The sequence below is a fragment of the Paraprevotella xylaniphila YIT 11841 genome (assembly GCF_900683745.1).
Taxonomy (GTDB): domain Bacteria; phylum Bacteroidota; class Bacteroidia; order Bacteroidales; family Bacteroidaceae; genus Paraprevotella; species Paraprevotella xylaniphila.
The window spans coordinates 2,239,156-2,263,545 of sequence record NZ_LR215980.1; the positions used below are offsets into that span (position 1 = coordinate 2,239,156).

The 24,390-nt window shown below is 51.4% G+C and carries 18 protein-coding genes; 7 read left to right on the forward strand and 11 right to left on the reverse strand.

What is annotated here, in order from left to right; translation table 11 throughout:
* Position 1 precedes the first annotated feature (1 nt).
* The 5 genes from porK to E0E47_RS17605 form a co-directional block, all read right to left on the reverse strand.
* Complete coding sequence (porK, locus tag E0E47_RS09660) at positions 2 to 1,438, reverse strand: T9SS ring complex lipoprotein PorK/GldK (RefSeq protein WP_130893562.1); 1,437 nt, start codon at positions 1,436 to 1,438, stop codon at positions 2 to 4.
* 2 nt (positions 1,439 to 1,440) lie between these two features.
* Positions 1,441 to 2,391, reverse strand: coding sequence for a PorP/SprF family type IX secretion system membrane protein (locus E0E47_RS09665; protein WP_008628237.1), 951 nt, complete (start codon positions 2,389 to 2,391; stop codon positions 1,441 to 1,443).
* Positions 2,392 to 2,555: 164 nt separating this feature from the next.
* Positions 2,556 to 2,777: a DUF2795 domain-containing protein gene (locus tag E0E47_RS09670; protein ID WP_008623219.1), complete on the reverse strand. Its 222-nt coding sequence runs from the start codon at positions 2,775 to 2,777 to the stop codon at positions 2,556 to 2,558.
* A gap of 69 nt (positions 2,778 to 2,846) precedes the next feature.
* On the reverse strand, positions 2,847 to 3,404 hold the full coding sequence (locus E0E47_RS09675; RefSeq protein ID WP_008628239.1) for a cob(I)yrinic acid a,c-diamide adenosyltransferase: 558 nt from the start codon (positions 3,402 to 3,404) through the stop codon (positions 2,847 to 2,849).
* Between the two features lie 12 nt (positions 3,405 to 3,416).
* Complete coding sequence (locus tag E0E47_RS17605; protein WP_232038393.1) at positions 3,417 to 4,022, reverse strand: hypothetical protein; 606 nt, start codon at positions 4,020 to 4,022, stop codon at positions 3,417 to 3,419.
* Positions 4,023 to 4,130: 108 nt separating this feature from the next.
* On the opposite strand from E0E47_RS17605, the gene E0E47_RS09690 reads away from it, so the two are divergent.
* The 3 genes from E0E47_RS09690 to E0E47_RS09700 all read left to right on the forward strand — a co-directional run bounded on the left by E0E47_RS09690 (position 4,131) and on the right by E0E47_RS09700 (position 7,741).
* On the forward strand, positions 4,131 to 4,448 hold the full coding sequence (locus E0E47_RS09690) for a hypothetical protein (RefSeq protein ID WP_130893563.1): 318 nt from the start codon (positions 4,131 to 4,133) through the stop codon (positions 4,446 to 4,448).
* A 188-nt stretch (positions 4,449 to 4,636) separates the two neighbouring features.
* Positions 4,637 to 6,643 carry a DUF4954 family protein gene (locus E0E47_RS09695; protein ID WP_130893564.1) on the forward strand — a complete coding sequence of 669 codons (2,007 nt, stop codon included), beginning with the start codon at positions 4,637 to 4,639 and terminating at the stop codon, positions 6,641 to 6,643.
* A 12-nt stretch (positions 6,644 to 6,655) separates the two neighbouring features.
* Positions 6,656 to 7,741, forward strand: coding sequence for a DUF6057 family protein (locus tag E0E47_RS09700; RefSeq protein WP_232038394.1), 1,086 nt, complete (start codon positions 6,656 to 6,658; stop codon positions 7,739 to 7,741).
* 30 nt (positions 7,742 to 7,771) lie between these two features.
* On the opposite strand, the gene E0E47_RS09705 is transcribed toward E0E47_RS09700, so the two are convergent.
* Positions 7,772 to 10,279, reverse strand: coding sequence for a glycoside hydrolase family 2 TIM barrel-domain containing protein (locus tag E0E47_RS09705; protein WP_130893565.1), 2,508 nt, complete (start codon positions 10,277 to 10,279; stop codon positions 7,772 to 7,774).
* 30 nt (positions 10,280 to 10,309) lie between these two features.
* Complete coding sequence (gene glmM / locus E0E47_RS09710; protein WP_130893566.1) at positions 10,310 to 11,695, reverse strand: phosphoglucosamine mutase; 1,386 nt, start codon at positions 11,693 to 11,695, stop codon at positions 10,310 to 10,312.
* Between the two features lie 169 nt (positions 11,696 to 11,864).
* Here glmM and E0E47_RS09715 point away from each other — a divergent pair, with 169 nt between their 5' ends.
* From E0E47_RS09715 to E0E47_RS09730, 4 genes are all read left to right on the forward strand, one after another.
* Positions 11,865 to 14,756 carry a hypothetical protein gene (locus E0E47_RS09715; protein ID WP_130893567.1) on the forward strand — a complete coding sequence of 964 codons (2,892 nt, stop codon included), beginning with the start codon at positions 11,865 to 11,867 and terminating at the stop codon, positions 14,754 to 14,756.
* Positions 14,757 to 14,787: 31 nt separating this feature from the next.
* Positions 14,788 to 16,155: a Na+/H+ antiporter NhaA gene (nhaA, locus tag E0E47_RS09720; RefSeq protein WP_130893568.1), complete on the forward strand. Its 1,368-nt coding sequence runs from the start codon at positions 14,788 to 14,790 to the stop codon at positions 16,153 to 16,155.
* A gap of 141 nt (positions 16,156 to 16,296) precedes the next feature.
* The gene (locus E0E47_RS09725) at positions 16,297 to 16,815 is read left to right on the forward strand and encodes an RNA polymerase sigma factor (RefSeq protein ID WP_008628267.1); all 519 of its coding nucleotides are present in this window, start codon (positions 16,297 to 16,299) and stop codon (positions 16,813 to 16,815) included.
* A gap of 28 nt (positions 16,816 to 16,843) precedes the next feature.
* Positions 16,844 to 18,172 carry an anti-sigma factor family protein gene (locus E0E47_RS09730; RefSeq protein WP_130893569.1) on the forward strand — a complete coding sequence of 443 codons (1,329 nt, stop codon included), beginning with the start codon at positions 16,844 to 16,846 and terminating at the stop codon, positions 18,170 to 18,172.
* Between the two features lie 84 nt (positions 18,173 to 18,256).
* Here the strand turns inward: E0E47_RS09730 and metG are convergent, their stop codons facing one another.
* The 4 genes from metG to E0E47_RS09750 all read right to left on the reverse strand — a co-directional run bounded on the left by metG (position 18,257) and on the right by E0E47_RS09750 (position 24,372).
* Positions 18,257 to 20,296 (reverse strand): methionine--tRNA ligase, encoded by a 2,040-nt coding sequence (metG, locus tag E0E47_RS09735; RefSeq protein WP_008628271.1) that lies wholly within the window; start codon positions 20,294 to 20,296, stop codon positions 18,257 to 18,259.
* A gap of 181 nt (positions 20,297 to 20,477) precedes the next feature.
* Positions 20,478 to 21,452 carry an AraC family transcriptional regulator gene (locus E0E47_RS09740; RefSeq protein WP_232038395.1) on the reverse strand — a complete coding sequence of 325 codons (975 nt, stop codon included), beginning with the start codon at positions 21,450 to 21,452 and terminating at the stop codon, positions 20,478 to 20,480.
* The gene (locus E0E47_RS09745; protein WP_232038396.1) at positions 21,449 to 22,510 is read right to left on the reverse strand and encodes a BF3164 family lipoprotein; all 1,062 of its coding nucleotides are present in this window, start codon (positions 22,508 to 22,510) and stop codon (positions 21,449 to 21,451) included. The genes E0E47_RS09740 and E0E47_RS09745 overlap by 4 nt, the downstream gene beginning before the upstream one ends.
* 5 nt (positions 22,511 to 22,515) lie before the next feature.
* A complete protein-coding gene (locus E0E47_RS09750) occupies positions 22,516 to 24,372 on the reverse strand; it encodes an alpha-L-fucosidase (RefSeq protein ID WP_232038397.1) in 1,857 nt (618 codons plus the stop codon).
* Between the last annotated feature and the right edge of the window lie 18 nt (positions 24,373 to 24,390).

The window sequence follows — 24,390 nt, forward strand, 5'->3', positions numbered from 1 at the left end:
TCTATTTACGTTTATTAGTTGTCCCCGACACGGAACGTACACAACGGAAACCGATGTACGAACGAGGTTGGTTTTGATATTCATATGAACGCCATACGGAACGTATCATGGATTCCGGATCTTTCCAAGAACCACCCCTCACCGACTTCTTCTTCAGGCGATAAGGATCTTCTTTCGCGGCATTGTATTTCAGCTCGGGGTTCATGTCGCTCATGCCGTCCACACCCGATTCGGTATACACCGTACTCGTCCATTCCGCCACGTTTCCCGCCATATCGAACAAACCGTTGGAATTGGCCGAATAAGAACCACCTTTAGACGTTATCAAGCTCCCGTCATCCGTATAATCCCCACGGTCGGGCTTGAAGTTGGCAAAATAACAATCTTTCTCGCTTTTCACCCCTTTCGTCTCCCACGGGAACAAAGCACCTTCGGGACCGCGTGCGGCAAATTCCCATTCCACCTCTGTCGGCAAACGGTAAGGCTGTATCTGACGGGCTGCCGCCCCCAAACCGCGTTTCAGAAACTCCGTACGCCAATCGCAGAAGGCATTGGCCTGTTCCCAAGTCACTCCCACCACGGGATAATCATTATAAGCCGGGTTGGAGAAGTACTGCAACATGTAACGTTCGTTTTCCGCATTGGAAAAGTCGTTCACCCAACACGTCGTATCCGGATAAATGTTCACGATATAAGTATTCAGGAAATCATGTAACCCCGAAAGCGGACGGGTAACGGTTTCACGCACGATGCGCCCTTCGTCGTCGATGTAAGCCGTGTCTTTGGATATCATGACCACTTCGTCCGCATCCACTGCATGATCGGTATTCAGGTTGCGTTCCTCCGGATTCAGGCGGTGCTTGCGCAAAGCAGCAGCAGTATAGTCGAACACTTCATAACGGTAATTCATCTGACGTGCATCCAACATCCGCTCCCCCGTGACCGGATTTGTCACGTACACGCTTTCAATAGCCCGCAACTCATCTTCATTGGGCTTTTTCCAGGGTATCGGTTTCTTCCAATTTAAATAAGGCGTAACGGGATTCCCGTATTTATCCTCTTCTATCTTGTAAGTTTCGTCACCTGCGTATGCGGGGTCGGCCAGACGTTCACGGATAATAGAGTCGCGCACCCAAAAAACGAACTGGCGGTATTTGGCATTCGACACTTCATTGGCATCCATCCAGAAGCCGTCGACCGAGATTTCCCGGGTAGGAATGGTCATCCCCCACAACGAATCGGTTTCTTCCGTACCGATTTTCAATGAACCTTTCTTCACGAAAACCATCCCGTAAGGAGTCGGTTCACTGTAGGCCGTTCCCCCGACACCGGTCACTTCTCCACCCGTAGCGGTGGACGCCGAACGGGGTCCCAGACAAGAACTGAACGCCAGACCTGCCATCATTCCCCATATCAACCCACAACACTTCATATTCATTATTATAATATTCTTACGCTTTTATGTTTATTCTTTCCTTTCTTAAACAGATTCAACTCCGTCTTATAGCCGATGATGATTTCATGACTACCATTCAATGCCCCGATACCAGCCGTGTACATTTCGTACGCATAACCGAGATTGATGCCGTGGAAGTCCCCGCCGAAGAGAAAACTGACCGAATTCGTCGGGCTATACGACACTCCGCCGTACAACTCATGCTTGCTGCCATGATAAGCGATGCGCCCCGTCATGTCCGCACGGAAACCTACGGCATCGGAACGCAGCATGGCGGTCGTATGTATGGTATATAACGGACTTTTAAGCCGTATATTGTACCCACCCGTCAAATAATAAGAAGGAGAGACCTTAAATTCGTTCACTTTTTCCTCTCCCAAGGTGATGGTCGGCGAAGTACAATGCATCATGGCAAAGCCGGCGTACCATGACTTACGGGCATACTGGATGCCGAAATTCATATCGAAACCGGCCCCGTTGGCCTCAGCTGTAGGAAAAGCGGGGTCTCCGGACTCTCCCAAATCCAACCCTCCCCCATCGAACGTCTCACTGAGCATGGACAAATGGATACCTCCACTCAGCCGGCCTCCCCATAAAGGTTGGTGGTAAGCATATTGCAGAAAAAACTTCTGGTGTTTGAACAGGCCTATCTGGTCGTTGGTGAACCCCACTCCGGCACCGTGCTTCGCGCTGATGAAGAACAACGGCAAATCCACATAGGCATACATTACGGCAGGGGCGTTTTCAAAGCCGGCCATCTGCATGCTGTACGCCCCTTGGAAGTTCAGCACGGGAGCCTGGCCCGTCGCTGCGGGATTATAAAAAGGTGCCATGGCCCAATAGTTGACAAAAGACGGGTCGTACTGAGCCGTGGCCCACTGGGGCAACAAGCTCAATACCAAAATAAGCCCTATCAGTTTTCCCTTTGTCTTCACCGTTTCTACAACTGTTATACTTTAAGGAAACAGAATCTTTTTCTTTTTATTGTCCGACATCGCACGAAAATCGCGGTTTCAAGTAAAACAATGGAGCGGATGCACACGTACACCCGCTCCAGTAATCACTTCAGGCCTTTCCGTCTTTCCCCTACCGACGCACATCAATACTCGTCCTCGTTGAAAAGAAAATCCTCTTTCGTAGGATAATCAGGCCACACATCTTCTATCGTCTCATATATTTCGCCTTCATCCTCTATCTCTTGCAGGTTCTCGATCACTTCCAACGGGGCGCCAGAACGCATCGCATAATCAATCAGTTCATCCTTGGTGGCAGGCCATGGCGCATCTTCTAACTTTGAAGCCAATTCCAGTGTCCAATACATAGTCCTTAATATTTATAACAACTTCGTTTTTCTATTTTGTGCGCAAAAATAATAATATTTTCGATACCATCAACGTTTCTTCCACACAATTTCATCTTTCCCCTCTATAAATAGCATTTTACGGGACAACACAAACAAATAATCGGACAAGCGGTTAACATACGCACAAACCTCCGGCATCACCGGCGCACTTCCGGACAGTTCCAAAATACGCCGTTCCGCCCTGCGGCACACGGTGCGGCAAACATGGCATACGGCCGCCCCCCTGGATCCACCGGGAAGCACGAAACCACGCCAACCGGGAAGTCCGTCTTCCGCCTCATCTATGGCTTGCTCCAGGCGCGCCACGTCTTCTCCCGTTACCACCTCCCGGCCAAACTTTTCCGCACGTGAGGGCTCCGTAGCCAGATAGGCCCCTATCGTGAACAAGTCACATTGGATACCTGTCAGGAACTTGCGGTCTTCCTCACCTTCCAAATAAGTAATCAACTCGCCGATGTGGGCATTCAACTCGTCCACAGTCCCGTACGCTTCCACGCGGACATCCGTCTTCGGCACCCGCACGCCCCCGCTCAAGCTGGTCATTCCCCCGTCGCCCGTACGGGTATATACTTTACTTTTCTTCATTCTTCCGTATATTTAAAAATTCACGATATAATCTTGCCGTTGCTTGGAACGGTCATAAAACACAAGACCATAGTCGTAAAGATCGAAAGTCACTACGATTTCCGGCAAACGTTTCACATCGTTCCACGCCCGCAAAGCCGCTTTTGATGCCCGTATGCCGAAAAGGAGGCACACCGAACACCTTGTCAACGGACGCGAAACCACAGCCGTCCAATGCCGGGGAGCAATCCCCCTACCCACGACCATCAGTTCCTTCTGCCGCACGAAACCTCCGTTCTCCTGCACCCTCACTTTCCAAAACGCATCCCGGCATACCGCAGCCGAACGGCATCCCTCTGCCAAGTAAGCCGTTTCCGCCTCTTCCAAATGCCCGTATATCCGGATTAACGACGGATGCACATAGTTGGACAGGCGAAAAAGGAACTTGCGGCATTTCAACCGGTGAAAGCCCCCAAAGAGGCAAAACACGGGATAGCGTTTCTTCAACTCCCGATAGGCGTAATATTCCCCACGCTCATACACCACATACGTCAGGAAGTCGAACGCAAAGGGAGAGTGCACCCCGTATCCGCGACGATGCCTGAACCTTTTCAACCAAATCCATTGTCTACAAAGCATTCTTGTACCATATATTTGTTCTTGCCCGACAAAGTTAGCACAAAAAAGCACTCCGTATTGATATAAATCAAGAAAAAGCCATTTTTTCGATATTAAAAGCCGGATATTTTGCCGGAAAGCCAAAACTCCCTACCTTTGCATCGTGTTTTTCATAGTATTAGATTTAAGGTTAACAAAGGTTGGGTCAGAGCGCTGACCCTTTTTTTTATGCCCTACGGTGAGGCATTGAAAAACCAAGACACCGAAGCCCCGTATCTCCACCGTCTCTCCATATTGCGCAACCACCTCACTCACAACAAAATAGAAATCCACATAGAACGGCAAAAAAATCTGCGCCAAACGATTTTTCATTCTCCTGAGAATGATTTTTCATTTGGCGCAGAACGAAAAAACATTCTCCGCAAGGTAAATCCGCACACTCTTTGAAGTCGGATTTCATTTGACAAAGCCTTGTTTCCAAAGCCTGGCACGCCCACCCATAGCATAAAGTCCGTGGCCATCCCCATCCAGAGAAACTTGCAAAAAAAATAAGGCAAACCTCACTGACTTTCAAAAAAAAAACGTTTCTTTATACCTCCAAACAGGAACTCGAATAAACCAACATAGAAAAAGACATGGAACTACAGACGCATACCGACACAGCATACCGGCGACTGCTTCCCGCCGAAATCCGACAATTGGAACAGCAAGGCTGCACGGCCGAGGACTGGCAACTCATTGAAGTCCACCCGGATATCGACCTCCACCATCTGGCGTACGTGCATTTTTCCGGCTCCAACCGTATCGGGAATTTCCAAAAGACCGTCACGCTGCCGGGCGGAATCACGCTCCATACGGGTATCCGCCATGCCACGCTGCACTGTACCACCGTGGGCGACGACTGCCTGATAGCCCACGTCCACGGGTATATCGCCCATTACGACATCGCCCCGGAGTGCATCGTCCTCCATACGGACACCATTGCCATGACCGGCCCGTCCTCTTTCGGCAACGGTACGGAACTCCATGTCATGAGCGAAAGCGGAGGACGGGACATCCTCATCCACGACCGCCTGTCGGCACAGGAAGCGTACATGCAGGCCATGTACCGCCACGATGCCTTGTTGACGCAAAACCTCCGCCGGTTGGTTTCGGACTACGCCGCACGGCAAACCGGCAACCGTGGCAAGATAGGCGAAAGCACACGGATACTCCGCTGCGGACTGATCCGCAACGTGAAAATCGGGCCTTGCAGCTGTCTGGAAGGTGCCGTCCGGTTGGAAAACGGCACGGTATGCAGCCATCCGGACACCCCTACCTTTGTAGGCGATTTGGTCATCGCCCGCGATTTCATCCTGCAAAACGGTTGCCACGTCACTGATGGCGCGATGCTCAGCCGTTGCTACGTGGGACAAGCCTCCGCCATCGGGCACGGCTTCTCTGCCACAGACTCCTACTTCGCTTGCAACAGCCAAGCCGAGCACGGCGAGTCATGCGCCATACTGGCTGGCCCCTATACGGTGACACATCACAAGTCCACGCTGTTGATAGGCGGCATGTTCTCGTTCATGAATGCAGGTTCAGGCACCAACCAAAGCAACCACGCCTATAAACTTGGCCCCCGCCACCACGGCGTTTTGGAACGAGGCTGCAAGACGGTTTCGGGATGCCACATCTCGTGGCCTGCACATATCGGAGCATTTTCGTTGGTCATGGGGCATTGCCCCCCCGGGACGGACAGTCACGAATGGCCCTTCTCCTACCTCGTGGAACAAGGGAACGCTTATTACGTACTCCCCGGCATCACCCTGCGCGGGGTGGGCACGCTGCGCGACATCGGGAAATGGCCTGCACGCGACAGGCGTTCCCCACGTGTGCCCCAAACCGACACGGTCTCCTTCGACGCCTTTTCCCCTTATACGATGGAACGGGTATGGCAGGCCATACACACCTTGGAAGGACTGAACGGACGTTTCGGGGAAGATGCAAAGGAAATCACATGGAACGGCTTGCGGCTCAAAGAGAAATCAGTGAAGCAAGGCATAGAATGGTACAGGCTAGCCTTAGACCGTTACTTGGGCGAACAACTGATCCGGCAATTAGAGACGCATGAGGGCATGCCTTCGGACGGGCTATGCGAACTCCTGCGCCCCCGTGCAGCATGCAGCGACCATTGGGGAGACATCGGCGGCATGTTGGCACCCATAAGCGAAATCAATGACATAATAAGAACCATCACCACCGGACAACTCGACCGCATAGAAAAATTGGGGGAACGGTTCCGGCTTATCCACGACCGATATGACGATTTCGCCTGGGCTTGGACGTGGAACCTATTGCACGAGATATACCCCGATGCCTACGGCAAGGACTTCATCCCGTCGCTCTGCCTGCCCGTCATCCGGAAATGGGAAACCGCCGCCACGGCACTCAACCGGCAAATCATAGCCGATGCCACGAAGGACATCTCGACGGGTTCTCTTGCCGGTTTCGGTATCGACAGCGACGAGGAAACCGCCGTGGACGACGCGGTGGCCGTCCGGGGCTCCGTACAACAATGCGGTATCATCCAAGAGTTGGAGAAACAACAAACGGAAATCCAAAACAAGGCCGGATACTGGCTGCATAAATTAACCCTTTAACCCCATCCCCCCATGAACAACCAACAAAAAAATTCACCGGAAAACCGCACCTCCCGTGTAATGACGGAATGGCCGGACTCCCTGAAAGCATTCTTTTTCGCCTTTTGGGCGTTTTTCGGCATTTATTACGGCGATGTGCTTTATATCGCCCAACAGCACAGTTTCTTTACCACCGATTTAGAGGCTCTGCGGCCTGTATGGGAGAAGCCTTACGGTTCATTGTGGATCATCGGGCGCGCCTTGCTCCAAGCTTTCCACTCGCCCTTTTGGGGCGGCGCCCTCCTGTCGGGCATGCTTACCCTCATCTCTTGGCTGTTCGGCTATGTCTTCAGGTTGCGCGGCCGGTTCGGATACCTGAAATACATCCCGGCATTCGTTTTTATTTATGTGGTCGTCTACCACGGTTTCGACATTTACTATCAGGCGGAAACAGGTAAACTGCTCGGCATTCCCTTCTGCATCCTCCTCATTCTGGCTTGCCAAGCCGTTTTCGTACGTTCGTTCAGCCGGAAAAAACTCTCGGGGTTGTTCACCCCACCGGCTTACAACCGTCCGCTCGACGAATGGAAAGCCATGGGATTCATCCTCATTTTGGGAGCCGGAGCCGTGGGTATGAACGAATGGTATCGCCCCTACGTACGCCCTACAGCCAGGATGCAGCGCGAACTGGAACGGCAGGACTGGAAGGGCATGCAAACCACTGCATCCCGCTCCGGGCTTACCTACAGCACGGTGGCGGCTTACTACGCCATTTCGCGGATGGAAGACAAAAACGATGTGCCCAAAGTGCCCATAGACATGTTACCGCCGACAAGCCGCCCCATTTACCTGCATAACCGTGACGGCAAGCTCGAAAACGCCCGGAACTACTTCCTGATGGACTACTGCATCGCTTCTGAACAATACCCCATCGCTTATGAACTGGGCAAAGCGGACTTGAAGACCGAAGGCCCGTCTCCGTTCCTGCTCAAACAGATGGTCCGGATTTGCTTAGCCTTACATAAAAAAGAAGAAGCACGTTCTCACCTGAACGTGCTCCGTACGCTTCCTTTCGAGAAGGATTTCATCGAGACCTATGCCCCGGAGACGCAGGAATAGGAAAAAGGGATTCCCTCCTCCCCTCCGGGCTTATTCCGTCCGCTTGACTGGCAAGACCAGTTCGGCAGACTTCAGTCCTTTGGCTTCCGCTTTCAGGCGGAGGGTTCCGGCTTGTCCTTTTTCCGCCACGATCGCGGTCATCTGTCCGTTGAACACAGGCATTTGCGGCCGGCCGAACGGTTCAAGACACACGGGGTTGCCGTTGGCTCCGGCCTTGTAATACCCCGCTCCACGAACAGAAAACTTCACCGTTTGCTGTGCGTCGGGACAGAGATTGCCCTCGCGGTCTACCACGCTGACCGTTACAAAAGCCAAGTCCTCATCCCGCAAATCCGCATCCAACGTGTCCTTGTCGGCCTTTAATACGATGCGGTAAGGCTTACCTGCCGTACGGACGACCTGCTCTGCGCGCTTCCGTCCGCTTTCGTCGTAGGCCACAGCCCTCACCTCGCCCGGCTCGTAACGCGTGTCCATCCACATCAGCCGGTAACGTTTCTGGCGGGCCAAAGCACGGCGCGCCTCATCGTTTTCCGTCTCGTCGAGCCTGACGGTGGGGGCTTTCGTACGTTTCCCTTGGCTCTTGCCATTGATGAAAAGCTCCACCGTGGGGTAATTGGTGTACACGAATACAGGGGTCACCTCGCCTTCACGCCCCGGCCAAGTCCAGTGCGGAAGGATGTGCAAGGTTTCTACCGCCTTGTTCCATACGCTGCGGTAAAGGTAATAACGATCCTTGGGCAGGTAAGCCAAGTCGATGATGCCGAACAGCGAAGAGTGGCTGGGCCAATCGTCATAATACGGTGTCGGTTCGCCCAAGTAGTCGAAGCCCGTCCACACGAACTCGCCCATATCGTAGGGCAAATCCTCGGACAGAATGAAATTATCCTCCGGCAGGTCGCTCCAACTGCAGTGTTCCACATCGTAAGAAGAAGACTGGTGGTCGTCGTATTTCGCCCCGGCCTTGCGTTCCACAGGGAACTTATACACGCCTCGTGAGCTTACCGTAGAAGCCGTTTCCGACCCTAGCACCACTTGCTGCGGCAATGCCTTATAAGCCTTCTGGTAAAGATGGGAACGATAATTGAAGCCCGGGATGTCCATGATAGCCGCCACGTGGCTCTTGATGGCGGCATCCACACGGTCCATGCCTTGCGTGCAGGGCCGCGTGGGATCTTCGCGGTGCACGATGTCCTGCATCATCCGGCACAACTTCGCTCCCTGCGCCGAACCTTGGTCGGGCACTTCGTTGCCGATGCACCACATCACGACCGACGGGTCGTTGCGGTAATGACGCATCACGTTCACCAAGTCGCGTTCCACCCACTCGTCGTAGTACTTGTTGTAACCGTTAGCCATTTTCTTGGCTTTCCACTCATCGAAAGTCTCCACCATCAACAGCATCCCCATCTCGTTGCAGGCTTGTACCAGTTCCGGTGACGGCATGTTGTGCGACGTGCGGTAAGCATTGCTGCCCATGTCCTTCAGCATCTTCAGCCGGTAACGGATGGCCTGCATATTCACCGCCGTGCCCAACGGCCCCAAATCGTGATGATTGCACGTGCCATGGAAAACCAACCTTTTCCCGTTCAACAGGAAGCCTTTTTCGGGGACGACTTCAATCGTACGGATGCCGAACGTGGTTTGGTGAGTGTCGCTCAAACGTCCCTGATAATACACTTCCGTGTCTGCCCGGTAGAGGTTCGGATGTCCGCAATCCCATAACAGGGGACGGTCCACCACAAAATCCTGTTCGAGCACCCCTTCGTCATACCTCGACAAAGCGGTTTCGCGCTCCGCCACTTTTTGTCCTCCGGGAGCACGCAGGACGGTTTTCAGGCGGATGTCCTTGCAGTCCGTGCCTTCGGGATATTCCAGTTCCGTACGCACCGTCACTTTCGCAAAATCCTCACGCACCGCCGGCGTGGTGACAGTCGTGCCCCATGTACGTACCCCGACTTTGCCCGACACGACCAGATGCACGTTCCGGTACAACCCGGCTCCCGGATACCAACGAGAGCTTTCGGGTTCATTCTCCAAGCGCACCGCCAACACATTGTCTTTTGCATTCACGGCATCCGTCACGTCGAAATAAAAGGAATTATAGCCATACGGCCAATTCCCCACCTTCTTTCCGTTGACATAGACTTGCGCGTGGCTCATCGCCCCGTCGAACATCAGCACCACGCGTTTGTCTGTCCCAAAACCGGGTACATCGAAATACAGCCTGTACCAACCTACGCCGACGAAAGGCAGTCCTCCCGTACGTCCGGACTGGTTTTGCGCCTCTTTCTGTCCGTCCTGCTCGATGGCCATGAACTGGCGGTCGTTATTCGCATCGAACGGCCCGCTTATCGCCCAATCGTGGGGCACGGACACGCGTTTCCACTTTCCGTCGTCTACCTGCACTCCGCCGAACGACTCATTGTCCGCACGGATGAACCGCCATCCGTCCCGCAACAGCACCGTTTCCCGTTCTCCACCGGCCCGCCCCCCCAGACAGAAGAGCAAGCCCCACACATACAATAACAGTTTTTTCATATATCCTCAGGTTAATGATGAACAGGTCCGTCAAACCAGCGAATACACCACGTCCATGACTTTCCGCCCGATTTCCTCCGCCTCAGCCTGCGTGGCTGCCTCGGAATACACACGGATAATCGGCTCTGTGTTGCTTTTACGCAAATGCACCCATTTGTCGGGGAAATCAATCTTCACTCCGTCGATGTCGTTCACCTCCTCGTCCTTATACATGTCTTTTACTTTCTCCAGAATGGCATCCACATCCGTCTCCGGCGTCAGGTCGATACGGTTCTTGGCCATGAAGTATGACGGATAAGTGGCACGCAGTTCGGACATTTTCTTTCCCGTCCGGGCCAGATAGGTCAACACGAGGGCGATGCCGACCAATGCGTCGCGCCCGTAATGCGCCTCCGGATAAATCACCCCGCCGTTGCCTTCCCCGCCGATCACGGCACGGGTCTCTTTCATCTTGGCCACCACGTTCACCTCGCCAACCGCAGCCGCGCTGTATTCCCCTCCGTACATACGGGTCACATCGCGCAAGGCACGGGTGGAACTCAAATTAGACACCGTGTTTCCCGGCGTATGCTGCAGAATATAGTCTGCCACCGTCACCAAGGTGTATTCCTCGCCGTACATCGTCCCGTCCTCGCAGAACATGGCCAGACGGTCTACGTCCGGGTCTACCACGAATGCCAAATCGTGACCGCCTTTTTGCATCAAAGCCTTGATGTCGCCCAAGTTCTTTTCCAAAGGTTCGGGGTTATGGCCGAAATCTCCCGTCGGTTCCGTAAACAGCCCTGTGACCTGCTCCACTCCCAATTGTTCCAACAACCGAGGCAGGATGATGCCACCCACCGAATTGACTGTGTCTATGGCCACGCGAAAATGTGCCTTGCGAATCGCCTCCACGTCCACTAATCTCAGGTTCTTGACCCAATCGATGTGCTTTTGGTCATACGTATGGTCTTCCCGATAGTGCCCCAGATGATCCACGTCTGCATATTCAAACGCTTCTTCCTCTGCCAACCGCAACACTTCGTTCCCCTCTTCTTTGTTCAGGAACTCGCCTTTCTCATTAAGGAGTTTCAAGGCGTTCCACATCCGGGGGTTATGCGAAGCCGTGATGATGATGCCGCCGCAGGCCCCTTCCATCGTTACGGCCAGTTCGGTGGTCGGCGTGGAAGCCAGTCCGATATTGACCACATCGAACCCCATGCCCATCAGTGTGCCGCACACCACATTCTTGACCATCTCGCCGGAAATGCGTGCATCCCGTCCTACTACGATTGTATTGCCCTTCACTGTAGCCGTCCGGCGAATCAACGCGGCGTATGCAGATGTATATTTCACAATGTCCAACGGATTCAGCGTGTCGCCTACGCAGCCGCCGATAGTTCCGCGTATGCCTGAAATAGATTTAATAAGTGTCATAATAAGAGTCTTTATGTGTATAATCGAGTTTCATAATAATCTTAGTTGGGGCAAAGATAGATATAAAAACAATAAACGGTGGATATCACCTCAGAATTTCTTGGTAAAAACTTATTGATGGGAGATTTTAATTATTATCTTTGTACTTAGCAAACCTAAACGAAATATCATGAGACGTAACATTGCACTCGGTATCGCATTTTGCTCTTCTCTCTTCGCATGGGGACAAGGGGGAAATACTCCGCGAACCTCCGCCACACCGGAGGTCTTAAGCCAGAAGGTAGAAAAATTCGGGACGGCCGTCCCTCAAGAAAAAGTCTTTCTCCACATCGACAACACCTGCTATTTCGTAGGCGACACGATATGGTACAAAGCATACGTCACGCGCTCAGACCGGCAGACTTTGACCGACCTCAGTAAGATATTATATGTAGAACTGCTCACTCCCGACGGTTACTTGGTAGAACGGCAACAGGTGGAAATGCCGGACGGAACGGGGCACGGGGCTTTCACGCTCACCGACTCCCTATATGCCGGATATTATGAATTAAGGGCATATACCCGTTGGATGCTGAACTTCGGGCAATATGAACACCCACATTCCAAGTGGACGGAACTGATGTTCTACTTTAAATCAATGGCCAAGGATTTTTTCCGGGACTATGATAAGATTTATTCGCGCGTATTCCCGGTGTTCGACCATCCAAAAACTCCCGGAGATTACACCAAGGACATGACGCTCAGACCGATGCGAAGATATTTCAAATCCGAAAAAGGTAAACCGAAACTCGACCTCCGCTTCTATCCCGAAGGAGGAGACATCGTGGAAGGCACTACCGGAAGAGTAGCGTTCGAAGCCAACACGGAAGAAGGAAAACATATCGACATCGAGCTATCCGTACAGGATAAGAACGGGAAGGAAATCGCCCGAGCCAAAAGCATGAACCGGGGACGCGGCATATTCACTTTACCGGACATACCGGCCGGAGAGAAATATAAAGCCGTATTCCGATACGAAGGATATGATTACATGTATGCATTGCCCGAACCGGCCAAGGAGGGCTGCGCCATGGCTGTCGTACAAAAGGGGGAGGTCGTCAGCGCCTCCATCCAATCCTCCGGCCTCCAGAACCCGAAACCGGCCATGGGCCTTCAAATCATGCACAACGGTGTATCGAAAGCCTATTATGACATCAAGCTTGACGACAGCGGAAAAGCTACCGTCGAAATTCCGTCCGACCAACTCCCTACGGGAGTAAACCAGTTTACGCTGTTCGACGGGAAAGGACGTGTGTACGCCGACCGCCTGATATTCGTTAACCACCACGAATATGACACACCGCAATTAACCGTCGACGGAGTAAAAGCACAATACGAACCTTTCGAGCCCATCTCCCTGCAACTCCAACTGACGAATCCTACCACCGGCACGCCCAATGTGTCGTTGGCAATACGCGATCACGCCACGGACGAACTGACATACGACAACGGCAACATCCTTACGGAAATGCTGTTGGGAAGCGAATTGAAAGGTTTCGTCGAGAACCCGGGTTACTATTTCGAAGCGGACGACAGTATCCGACGTCAGGCACTCGACCTCCTCATGATGGTACAGGGATGGCGACGTTATTCATGGAAAACCATGTCAGGTATCGAACCTATGGCCCTTCAACACATGCCGGAACAGCTCCAAACCATATCTGGTTGTGTGAACCGGATAGAAGATTTCCGATTGGCCTACGGAACGTATGTCAAAGAAGAAAACTGGTTGCCCGAAACCGGAACCATGCGCGCCCCTGACACCTCCGTGGAACGGGACGGCACAATAGAAGACATCATGGAAGCCGCCGACAACCAGAACCAAGAAAACAAAGGACTTGAATCCGGCAACACCTCGAACCACAATCCTATGACCCAAATGTTTCAGGACAACCAACGTGACCCGTTCACCACAGGTTCCATCATGAGCAACCTGAAAGAAGAAGTCAACGTATGGCCCACATTCATCCAAGGCAACCAGACCATGGACCTGATGCAAACAACGGAGAATGGAATGTTTTACATGAAGACTCCGTTATTATATGACAAATACATCCTGTTCCTCCCGGCTGCGGACAAAGACAAAGGAGAAGACTACATCAAGGAAAAAAGGAAGAAGGACTTCACCAACGAGGAGGCCTACCCGGATTATTTTGTCAAGTTGAACCGATTCAATCCCTTATTCCCGAAACCGTACAGCTATTACCACGACGCACCGCGCTATGACGCAGACGAACGGTTCGAAAGCCAAGGTGGACAAACATCTTTCACAGACCGCCAACTTGCCACGATAACGGTACGAACCAAACGGGGCGGGTTGCGCAAGCTCGACCTTAGCAAGCCGGCCTTGGTAGTAGACGCTTACGACGCGTTCAACCTCACGGCAGACTATGGCATGAGCACCGGCACACACAACTGGGTCACCTTCCCGCAGCAAGTCGCCCTGACCTATATCGGTGACATGGGCATGGACAGGGACTATTTCCTGCAAGTCCGGTACGACGGCAAACCGATAAACCTGAAGCATACCCGCAAGAACGTTGCCCCACAGCGCATGCTCAACGGCACGCAGATTGAGATTCCTCCTGTCATCACGGCCGGAGAAGGTAAAATGGAGGCTTACAGGCACCTCCGGAACTTAGACAAGCTTTATATTTACACTGATTATGCCCCCCGCGAACAAGGCAGTCCGAAATACCAAGGGGACAACCAACCGGATGTCATCATCGACTACCGCCTATTCCCCAACGACGGCTACCAACCCACATACCGTGACCGACGTTATGTGTTGGACGGATATGCCGTATGCGAAGACTTCTATAGCCCCGATTACAGCCAAAAGCCCTTGCCGGACACAAAAGACTATCGCCGTACCTTGTACTGGATGCCCAATGTGAAATTCGACTCGGAAGGAAAGGCTACCGTCAATTTGTATAACAACAGCAAACCTACGGTACTCAGCATCCAAGCCGAGGGTATTACGACTACGGGAACGCCCATCGTATGGAATAGCAAAAATTAAAACCAACACTTACCCCCAATCCCTAAAAGCCATGAGGAATTATACTTTTCTTAGCATGTTCAGGAAATACGTGAACTCCAGCCTGATTCTGATTATCGTTACAATTTTGGCCCTGGTCGTGGCCAATTCCGGTTGGGGAGATGCCTACCGTGCCTTGTGGGACAAACCAGTCAGTTTCTCCATCGGAAACTTCAACCTGTTCAGCCACGGGAAGGAATGCCTCACCTTGTTGGAATTCATCAACGATTTCTTAATGGCACTGTTCTTCTTTTCCGTGGGACTGGAAATCAAACGGGAAATTCTCGTAGGCGAACTTTCCACGATGAAGAAAGCCCTGCTCCCCATCATCGGAGCCTGCGGCGGAATGGCTATTCCCGTGTTGATTTTCGTCCTCACCTGCCCCGACGACCCGCTTATGCTACGGGGTAGCGCAATTCCTATGGCTACTGACATTGCGTTCTCATTGGGGGTACTCTCCATGTTCGGCAAACGGGTTCCCATCGGCCTGAAGATATTTCTGGCCACCTTGGCCGTAGCCGATGACTTGGGCGGCATTTTGGTCATTGCCATTTTTTATTCTACCGAATTGCATTTCCAATACTTGGCCTACGCCGCTCTCCTGCTTGTGATTTTGGCCTTCGGCAACCATCGTCATGTCATGTCCAAAATGTTCTACATCGTCATCGGGACATTCGTTTGGTACTCCCTACTGAATTCCGGTATCCATGCCACCATAGCCGGAGTAATCGTGGCCTTCTTCGTCCCGGCACGCCCCGGAGTTTCTGCCCTTCACTTCGTCAAACACCTGCGAAACAAAATCAACCGTTTCCCCATAGACCAGGCAACCACCAATCATAAGGGGACTACTATCCTGTCCAACGAACAAATCATATTGCTTAAAAATATAGAACACGCCTCGGACCGTACGATTAGCCCTTTACAGGATTTGGAAGACGCTTTGCAGAACCCCATCAATTATTTCGTAATTCCGGTCTTCGCCTTCGCCAATGCAGGAGTGAACTTAGAAGGCATCAGCATGGACAGCCTGCTCAACGGAGTAGGTCTGGCAGTCTTTTTAGGATTGGCCATCGGGAAATTCGTAGGCGTATTCTCGTTCTCTTGGCTGGCAGTCAAGTTGGGATTCGTCCAATTACCCCAGGGCTGCAACTGGAAAAACTTTTTCAGCGTCTGCATGTTGACGGGCATCGGGTTCACCGTCTCCATGTTCATTGCCGACCTTTCCTACTATAATATAGGTATGGAAGGCAGTACACTCCTCAATGATGCGAAACTGGGCATTCTTTGCGGATCCATCGTAGCCGGTGTTGCGGGTTGGCTGCTGTTGGCAGCCAATCTTCCCCGACAAGACCTCGAAGAGGACAAAAAGAACCTGCCTTAAACAGCAGACCTATTTTTCCGTGTAAAAACTGCCTTTTTCTTTTTTATTAGGTAATATCTAAAAAAGAAGGCAGTTTTTACGTCTTTTATCTCCCTATTGCGTCATTATTACAGATTGCAGTCTAAAAAACATGAATGAAATATGAAACAAACCCTAAACAACCATCCGGAAAAGAAACCGCATCGGGAAATAGCCGCATTGATGGAGAGCGAAAGACCTCATTTGCTGAGATACGCCTGTTACCGGTTAGGAAACGCAGACGATGCCGAAGATGCCGTACAAGACATTTTCCTGCAACTGCATACTAAAAAACAAGATGCAGGTGGTCATCCCCTGGCAAACTTGCGCAGTTACCTCTATCGAAGCCTTTCCAATTTCTGCACCGACCGGTTGCGCCGACGGCAAACACGGCAATTCGTGCCGATAGAGCAAGCCACACACGTCAGTGAAGAAAAAGCCGAAAACTTCGAACAAGAGTTCCAACTTATCTCGACCCTGCTAGCAGGAATCCCGGAGGAACAAGCCGAAGTCATCCGGCTCCGTATCCACGGCAATAACAGTTTCTCGGACATTGCCGCCATCCTGGACATACCGGTCACAACCGCCAAATCCAGATTCCAGTACGGAATAGAAAAAATCAGAAAAGGAATCAAATCCTAAAGTAGAAAAACCCAAAAAACAAAACATCATGAAATGCGAAGATTTTAAGAAATATATGGCCGACTTATGTGACAAACAAACCGATCCGGCCATTGCAGAAGCTTGTAGACAACACATGAAGGAATGCGCTTCGTGCCGTGCTTATTACGAAGACTTCATGCAAACGGTAGACTTACTTACGCCCAAGCATTCACCGGAGTTTGGAAAACAAAAACCGGTTATCACGTTACAGCCCTCACAACCACAAGGTGCCCCCCAACAAAAACTGATACGCAGAATCCTGCAGGTAGCGGCCGCCATAGCCATATTCTTAGCCGGTGTGGGCACAGGGCTAAGCAACCTGTTCTCCACACAAGCGGAGGCCGTCACTGCCATCCCTTTGGTTTTCGAGCAATCCATCCAAAAATCACGAGACGCGGAAAGCTTCTCCATGTCTATCTACGCCCGTACCACTCCGAAAGAGAACTTCGCCTACATCAATCCGGAATCCGGATTCACGCATATCAGTATCAAATCCATGCGGCAAGAAGCCAAGACATTCTGGAGGATTGAAAAAGAAGGCGGACGCACCATCATGTCGGACGGCGAGAAGCAGTACATGTGGGACACGAACGGTTCAGGGGTATACGGCACACCCGATGCCAACTTTGCCGAAGGATTCGCCACGCTGCTCCACCCCGAAACTCTGTTAGAGCGACAAAAAAGGGCATTACTGGATGACAAAGGTGCCCGGATGGAAACGACCGAAACAGACTCCACCATCACCATAGTCACCCATACCCAGATATACGGTTCCGACATAGCGACTTTGATGGAAGGGGAAGAAACAAGCTACCGGTGTACCACCGAGAACGTGTTCTCAAAAGAAGACAAGATGCTGAAGAGCATACAAATATGGTGGGAACGCAATGGACAAAAGACGCTTGTGCTGAAAAGTGAACGCATTGACTATAATCTTCACCTCACACCGACCCAACTCATACAACGCCCCGACACGACACAAGTGACCTGGCTACCGGCCCACGCACCGGAAATCCAAGCCCCGGTACGCCTGAAAAAGCTAAAGAACGAGACTGCCCCGGAAGCCGCACAAAGAGTCCTGAAAGCACTCACCTGTGGAAAGCCCCAAATGGCAGGAGAAGCACTTTACTATTACACGGCCTCACTTCCCACACTCAGCGAAGACTTGAAAGGCTGCAAGGCTTCAGATTTCAGCGAAGCCAAAGAGAAGAAAGGCTACAACGGAGTCATCGTGTTCTATAAGCTGACCCACCCCGACGGCAGTTCTGCAATCCGCCACATAGCCTTGCGCCGCGACAATCCGCAAGGAATCTGGATGGTAGACGGAGGACTGTAAACCCCAAAAAGGAGAGGAACACCCTATCGGTTCCTCTCCTTTTATCATATACAGGACACAAATACCATTGCCCCTGCCATCTTGTCAACAAACCTCTGAACCGGGCTTCACCTCACGGTCTACGGTAATGACACTCAGCGACTCGTCATAATTCAGTGCCGAAAGTATCATGCCTTGGCTTTCGATGCCTTTCAGTTTACGGGGAGCAAGGTTGGCAATGAAGCAAACCTGCTTGCCCACCAGTTCCTCGGGCTTGTAGAATTTGGAGATACCGCTTACGATTGTGCGGTTTTCCAACCCGTCGGCAATCTTGAAGCACAACAGTTTGTCCGCTTTGGGCACTTTGGTGCATTCCAATACCGTTCCCACACGGATATCCAACTTCTGGAAATCCTCGAATGCGATATTCTCGCGGACAGGCTTGGCCTTGTAATTGGCTTCCTCATTGGCTTTTTTCGTATCCAGCAGCTTCTGCACTTGTGCTTCGATTACATCGTCTTCTATTTTCTCGAACAACAGTTCCGGCTTGGCCAACCGGTGGCCTGCCTGCAAGAGGTCCGTACGCCCCAACTGGTTCCACTCAAAGCTTTCCATGTTCAACATCTTGCGGAGCTTCTCGCTGCTAAAGGGCAGGAACGGCTCAAAAGCAATGGCCAAATTGGCCGTGAGCTGCAAAGAGATGTAGATGACGGTCTTCACCCGCTCCGGATCGGTCTTCACCACCTTCCAAGGCTCGCTGTCGGCGATATATTTGTTACCGATGCGTGCCAAGTTCATCGCTTCCTTCTGCGCGTCGCGGAACTTGAACGCATCGAGCAATTCTTCCACCTTCGCTTTCACGTCCTTGAACTCATCCAACGTCTGGCGGTCATACTCCGTCAACTCGCCGCAGGCGGGCACCACACCATCGTAATACTTCTGCGTAAGCTGCAAGGCACGGTTCACGAAATTACCATAGACTGCCACCAATTCGTTATTATTGCGGGCCTGAAAATCCTTCCACGTGAAATCGTTGTCTTTCGTTTCCGGAGCATTGGCCGTCAGCACATAGCGCAATACGTCCTGCTTGCCCGGAAAATCGCGCAAGTACTCATGCAACCACACCGCCCAATTCCGTGACGTGGAAATCTTGTCGCCCTCCAAGTTAAGGAACTCGTTGCTCGGCACGTTGTCCGGCAGGATATAGCTTCCCTCGGCCTTCAGCATAGCCGGGAACACGATACAATGGAACACGATATTGTCCTTCCCGATGAAGTGCACCAGACGGGTTTCAGGGTCTTTCCACCATTTCTCCCACGAATCGGGCAGCAATTCCTTCGTATTGCTGATATAGCCGATGGGCGCATCGAACCACACATAAAGCACCTTGCCCTCGGCACCTTCCACCGGCACGGGGATGCCCCAGTCCAAGTCACGGCTCACGGCACGGGGCTGCAAACCCATGTCGAGCCAACTCTTGCACTGCCCGTACACGTTGTTACGCCACTCCTTGTGGTCTTCCAGAATCCACTGGCGCAACCATGCCTCGTGCTTGTCCAACGGCAGATACCAATGCTTCGTCTCACGCATCACCGGTTTCGAACCGCTGATGGCACTCTTGGGGTTGATCAAGTCGGTGGGGGACAGCGACGTGCCGCACTTCTCGCACTGGTCGCCGTATGCTCCTTCTGCATGGCAATGGGGGCATTCGCCCGTGATGTAACGGTCGGCCAGGAAAGTATGTGCCTCCTCATCGTAATACTGCATAGAAGTTTTCTCCACGAACTCGCCCTTGTCGTACAAGGTACGGAAAAACTCCGAAGCCGTCTCACAATGCACTTCGGACGTCGTGCGCCCGTACACATCGAACGAAATGCCGAATTCCTCGAAGGAGTCCTTGATGATTTTATGATAACGGTCTACCACGTCCTGCGGCGTGATGCCCTCCTTCTTGGCCCGGATGGTGATGGGCACGCCATGCTCGTCAGAACCGCCGATGAAAAGCACGTCCTCCTTCTTCAGACGGAGGTAACGCACGTAAATGTCCGCCGGGACATACACCCCTGCCAAATGACCGATATGCACCGGACCGTTGGCGTATGGCAAAGCCGACGTGACGGTTGTTCTCTTGAATTTCTTTTCCATTTTCTATATTTTTAGCAATTATATCCTACATTGTCGGGTATTAGATAAACCACTCACGCTCGGCAGAAGCAAGCGAGCTTGCCCCCTGCTTTCGCTTAATCGTGGTTTTCATGGCACAAAGTTACGGAATTATTCCTATTTTCAGGTCAAACCGTCCCGACAAGTGCCACATGTCGGACATTTAATAACAACAATCCAACAACTTGCTCCGGTAATCCTTCGGCTTGCAACCCGCAATCTTGGCAAACAGACGGGTAAACTGTGCCGGACTGTAAATGCCGACCCTTTCCGCGACTTGTGTTATCGTCATATTGGTGGTCAGCAACAAGGTTTGCGCCCGTTTGATACGCCGGTTCTGCATGTAAAGACAGGGGGACGTGCCCATCACCTGTTTGAATACTTTAGAGAAATGCCCCGCCGTCAGACAAGCCCTGTCTGCCAACTCGGCCAAAGGGATATGCCGGTCCAAATGGCTGTGGATATAGTTCACAATTTCGTCGAACTTGCCACCGGCTGCCGCTCCCAAGCAATATCCCAGGCACTCGTCCGTAACAAAACGGGAAAACAACTGCATCAGGATGCCACAACTCTCCATCTCCTTTCGGGCATGGGAGAGACAGGTTGCCCCATCGTACACTGCCCGGTTATAGACCTTGGGGTCTACATTGACAAGTTCCATACACGGATTCAACTGCAGGAACCGTCGCATCAAAGCCAAATCATAAGGCTCTGCCTGTACCTGCAAAGCCATCTTGTCGGGACGAGGCACCCCGTTCCCTACCCAATCATCAAAGAAACAGATATAGTAATGGTTCATCCCTCCCGTGCATTCATAACTATGGCAAGCATATTTCGGAATGAGGAACAACTGCCCGGAGCGCAACTCATACCACACATCATCCACGCACACGCGAGCCGCCCCGCTCTCCACATAATACAAACGATAGAAAGGGCTGATGACATGCTTGAAATTCCACCAAGGCCCCACTTGCTTCACGCCCGCAAAAACCGGCAACAACGAAATATCCCGTAACGACAAAGCTCCCATATCCGACGCACACAACGTTGATTCATACAAACATCGAAAATAACGCTTTTCCGGATAAAAATCAAGAAAAAAAGAAAAAGAATGACGGGTATGCCCGTCATTCTTCATATCCTTGTCTGTATAAGTTTTATTTCCCCGTCCTTATTTTCCACAAAAGCCCAAAGCCGCCCTTTATCGACCGTCATACAATTTATATAAACAATATCCGACGGAAAACAATATCTATGCACACATTCCCCACCAAAATCAAATTTCAAGATTTCATTGTACCGCTCTTCCGGCCCGGCTAACACGGCATAAAAACAATCATTTGCCACATGCAGGGCATTAAATCCGACTACTGTTTCCGGACATACGACGACACAAGTCGGAACGGCTCCCTGAGCAATAGAATATTTCGGAGCATAGAAGCCTTTCACCAACTTATGGCTTATTTTTTCCCCACTCAAAGACAATATCTCAAAGGCCGCCCCTATCCCGGTGGTTATGACGATATGTTTTTCATCCGGAGATACACCAAAAGATGCCAAATTACCCCAAACAGACCTGTTGTTCTCTTCTTTTTCGTCAAGAACCGGAAAATCTGAATACGCGGCAAGCACCTTTAACCGATTAAAGATTTGAACCCTATTTTCAGGATGGTTGCCAAAGCCAAGGAAACGGTTGTTTGACAAAGCCAAGACTTGATGGAAGCGATGCTCCACAGGTCGCCCGCTTTCTACTTCTTCCATTCTTATCACATCTTGGACAGGATTGCCTCCACCCAGTGCCTCTTTTACGGAAAAGCAAACAGTATATTGCATATTATAATCGTACACGCAACAAGTCTCCTTATCTTTAGACAAGGACAATCCTTGCGGCAAGATAAATTCACCTCTTGCACGTCCCCACTCGCCGAAACTTTTAACCACACCCCCTTTCGTATGAATAAAATGGCAAAGCTTATCACTTCTATTATCATCAAAAACGAGAATCAACGAATCATCTATAATGAAAAGAGCAGTCGGATTAGAAAAAAAGGTATTCATGCGCACCGAATCTATTTCCAACGTATCCGACACTATAGAACTGACAGGCAGAGCATGAAACTCTACCTTTTTACCGTCTTCTTTTTTACATGCAAACAACCACAATGTTGCAAGCACAACAAAAACAACTTTCTTCATACCTACTAATTCATGTGACATGAATACGAACCTGACAGCGAACCATCCGACTTACCGCTTGCCGGGATTCCGGCCACATCCTCGTACACAAACTCTATACGTTTGGTCTTGCCGAAACGACCCTCTACGACTTCCTCTTTTCCTACGAAGCGATAGCCGTCTTGCGACAAGTCTTCGGCCTTGACGGTAAAGCCAACCCCTTTCTTCCCATAAAGATAACGGGTGGGAAATGCCACATACCCCTTGGTCGTCACATAATCTATGCGCACAGCCCTCTCTTCCTTGCCACGGTTCAAACGGGCATCGCCACGGGCAATGCCCAACGCACGCGCCCCCTCATACAACGCTTCCACGTCGTAGTCTTTCAACAATCCGTCCTTGCCGGGAGCCAGGTTGACCACCAAGGTATTGCCCTGTTCCACCATGTGTTCGTATGCCGCCTTGATTTTATCGGCAGACATGACACTCTCCGCATTATTCTTTTCAGACCAAAACCAACTGTTGTTCATACAGACCGTGGCTTCGAAAGGCAAATAATAGTCCTGTCCCTCACGACGGTAGACTTTCGGGTCAGCATCCGCGCCGCGCCGAGTAAACATCGGGTCGTGCAAACGAAAGTCGGAAGGGAAATAATAGATTTCTTCTCCGCCTTGGTATTGGTCCGGGGTGCGTCCACAACGGATGCAAGTATTGACCGCCATCTGGCAGGAAGGCTGCAAACGCTTCACCTTGTCATACATCCGGCCGAATTCCCATGCCTTATTGCTCTTCACCCACGCCCCGTCTATCCAGAATTCCGAAATCTCGCCGTAACGCCCGTCCATCAGTTCGGTGATTTGCGCCAAAGCGAAATCATTATATTCCTGCGCCAACTGTACACGGTCTAACCCCGTGGAGGCCTGCGTATGGTTCGCATCCCAGTTCCGGTCCCAAGCAGAATAATATAGCCCCAACTTGATTCCATACTTGCGGCAAGCATCCGCTACTTCTTTTACGATGTCCCGACGGTCGCCTTTCCGGCCCGTATGATTGATGTTATACGTACCGACCTGAGTATTCCACAAAGCAAAACCGTCATGATGCTTCGTAACCAACACAATGAAATTCATACCGCCTTCGTATGCCACCTTGACCCAAGCCTCGGGATTGAGCGTGGACAAGTCCGGATGGTAGGCCGAGGCCGGAGATGAACCATCGCTCCATTCCTGCCCCAAAAAGGTATTCATACCGTAATGGATAAACATTCCGTACTTCAAATGTGCCTTACGCTGTTGGTACACATTGGCCTCACGGGAAGGCAGTTGACGAATCCAACCGAGAGCATCCTCCCTCCACGCCGTCGGTTCGGGCGTAGCCACAGCTTGCGGGTCGTCATAGATACCGATTTCATCTACGTTGATGCCCTCCGGACTACACTCCAAAAAAGAGACCTGTACATAACGTGCTGTCATCTCTTCACCAACCAACACTGTCCGTGCATCACTCGGTCTGCGGTTCAGCCAACGTTTCCATCCTATTCCGTCATTGGACACTGAAATGACAATCTCCTCTATGCGTCCTTTGTAACCTTCTGTCTCATAAACATCAATGCAGTTGAACGTCCTTTCCCCTTTCAAGTCCAAGGTAAGCCATACCGTCCCAGACAGTCCGGCTGATGCCCAACGCGTATCCCAATTGCCATCCGTCACATACTTGGCCTCATATCCGGCACCATAGCAAGAGCCGGAAAATGCTTCTGCCCCCAAAGCCAAATTCACGGCTTTACCGCTTCCTTGCGGCAAAGCAGCGGCAACCTTTGCCGGGACAACACCTACCATTCCAGCACACAACAAACTCCATAAACCATGTGTCCATGCTTTCATACTTACCATTCTCTTCTT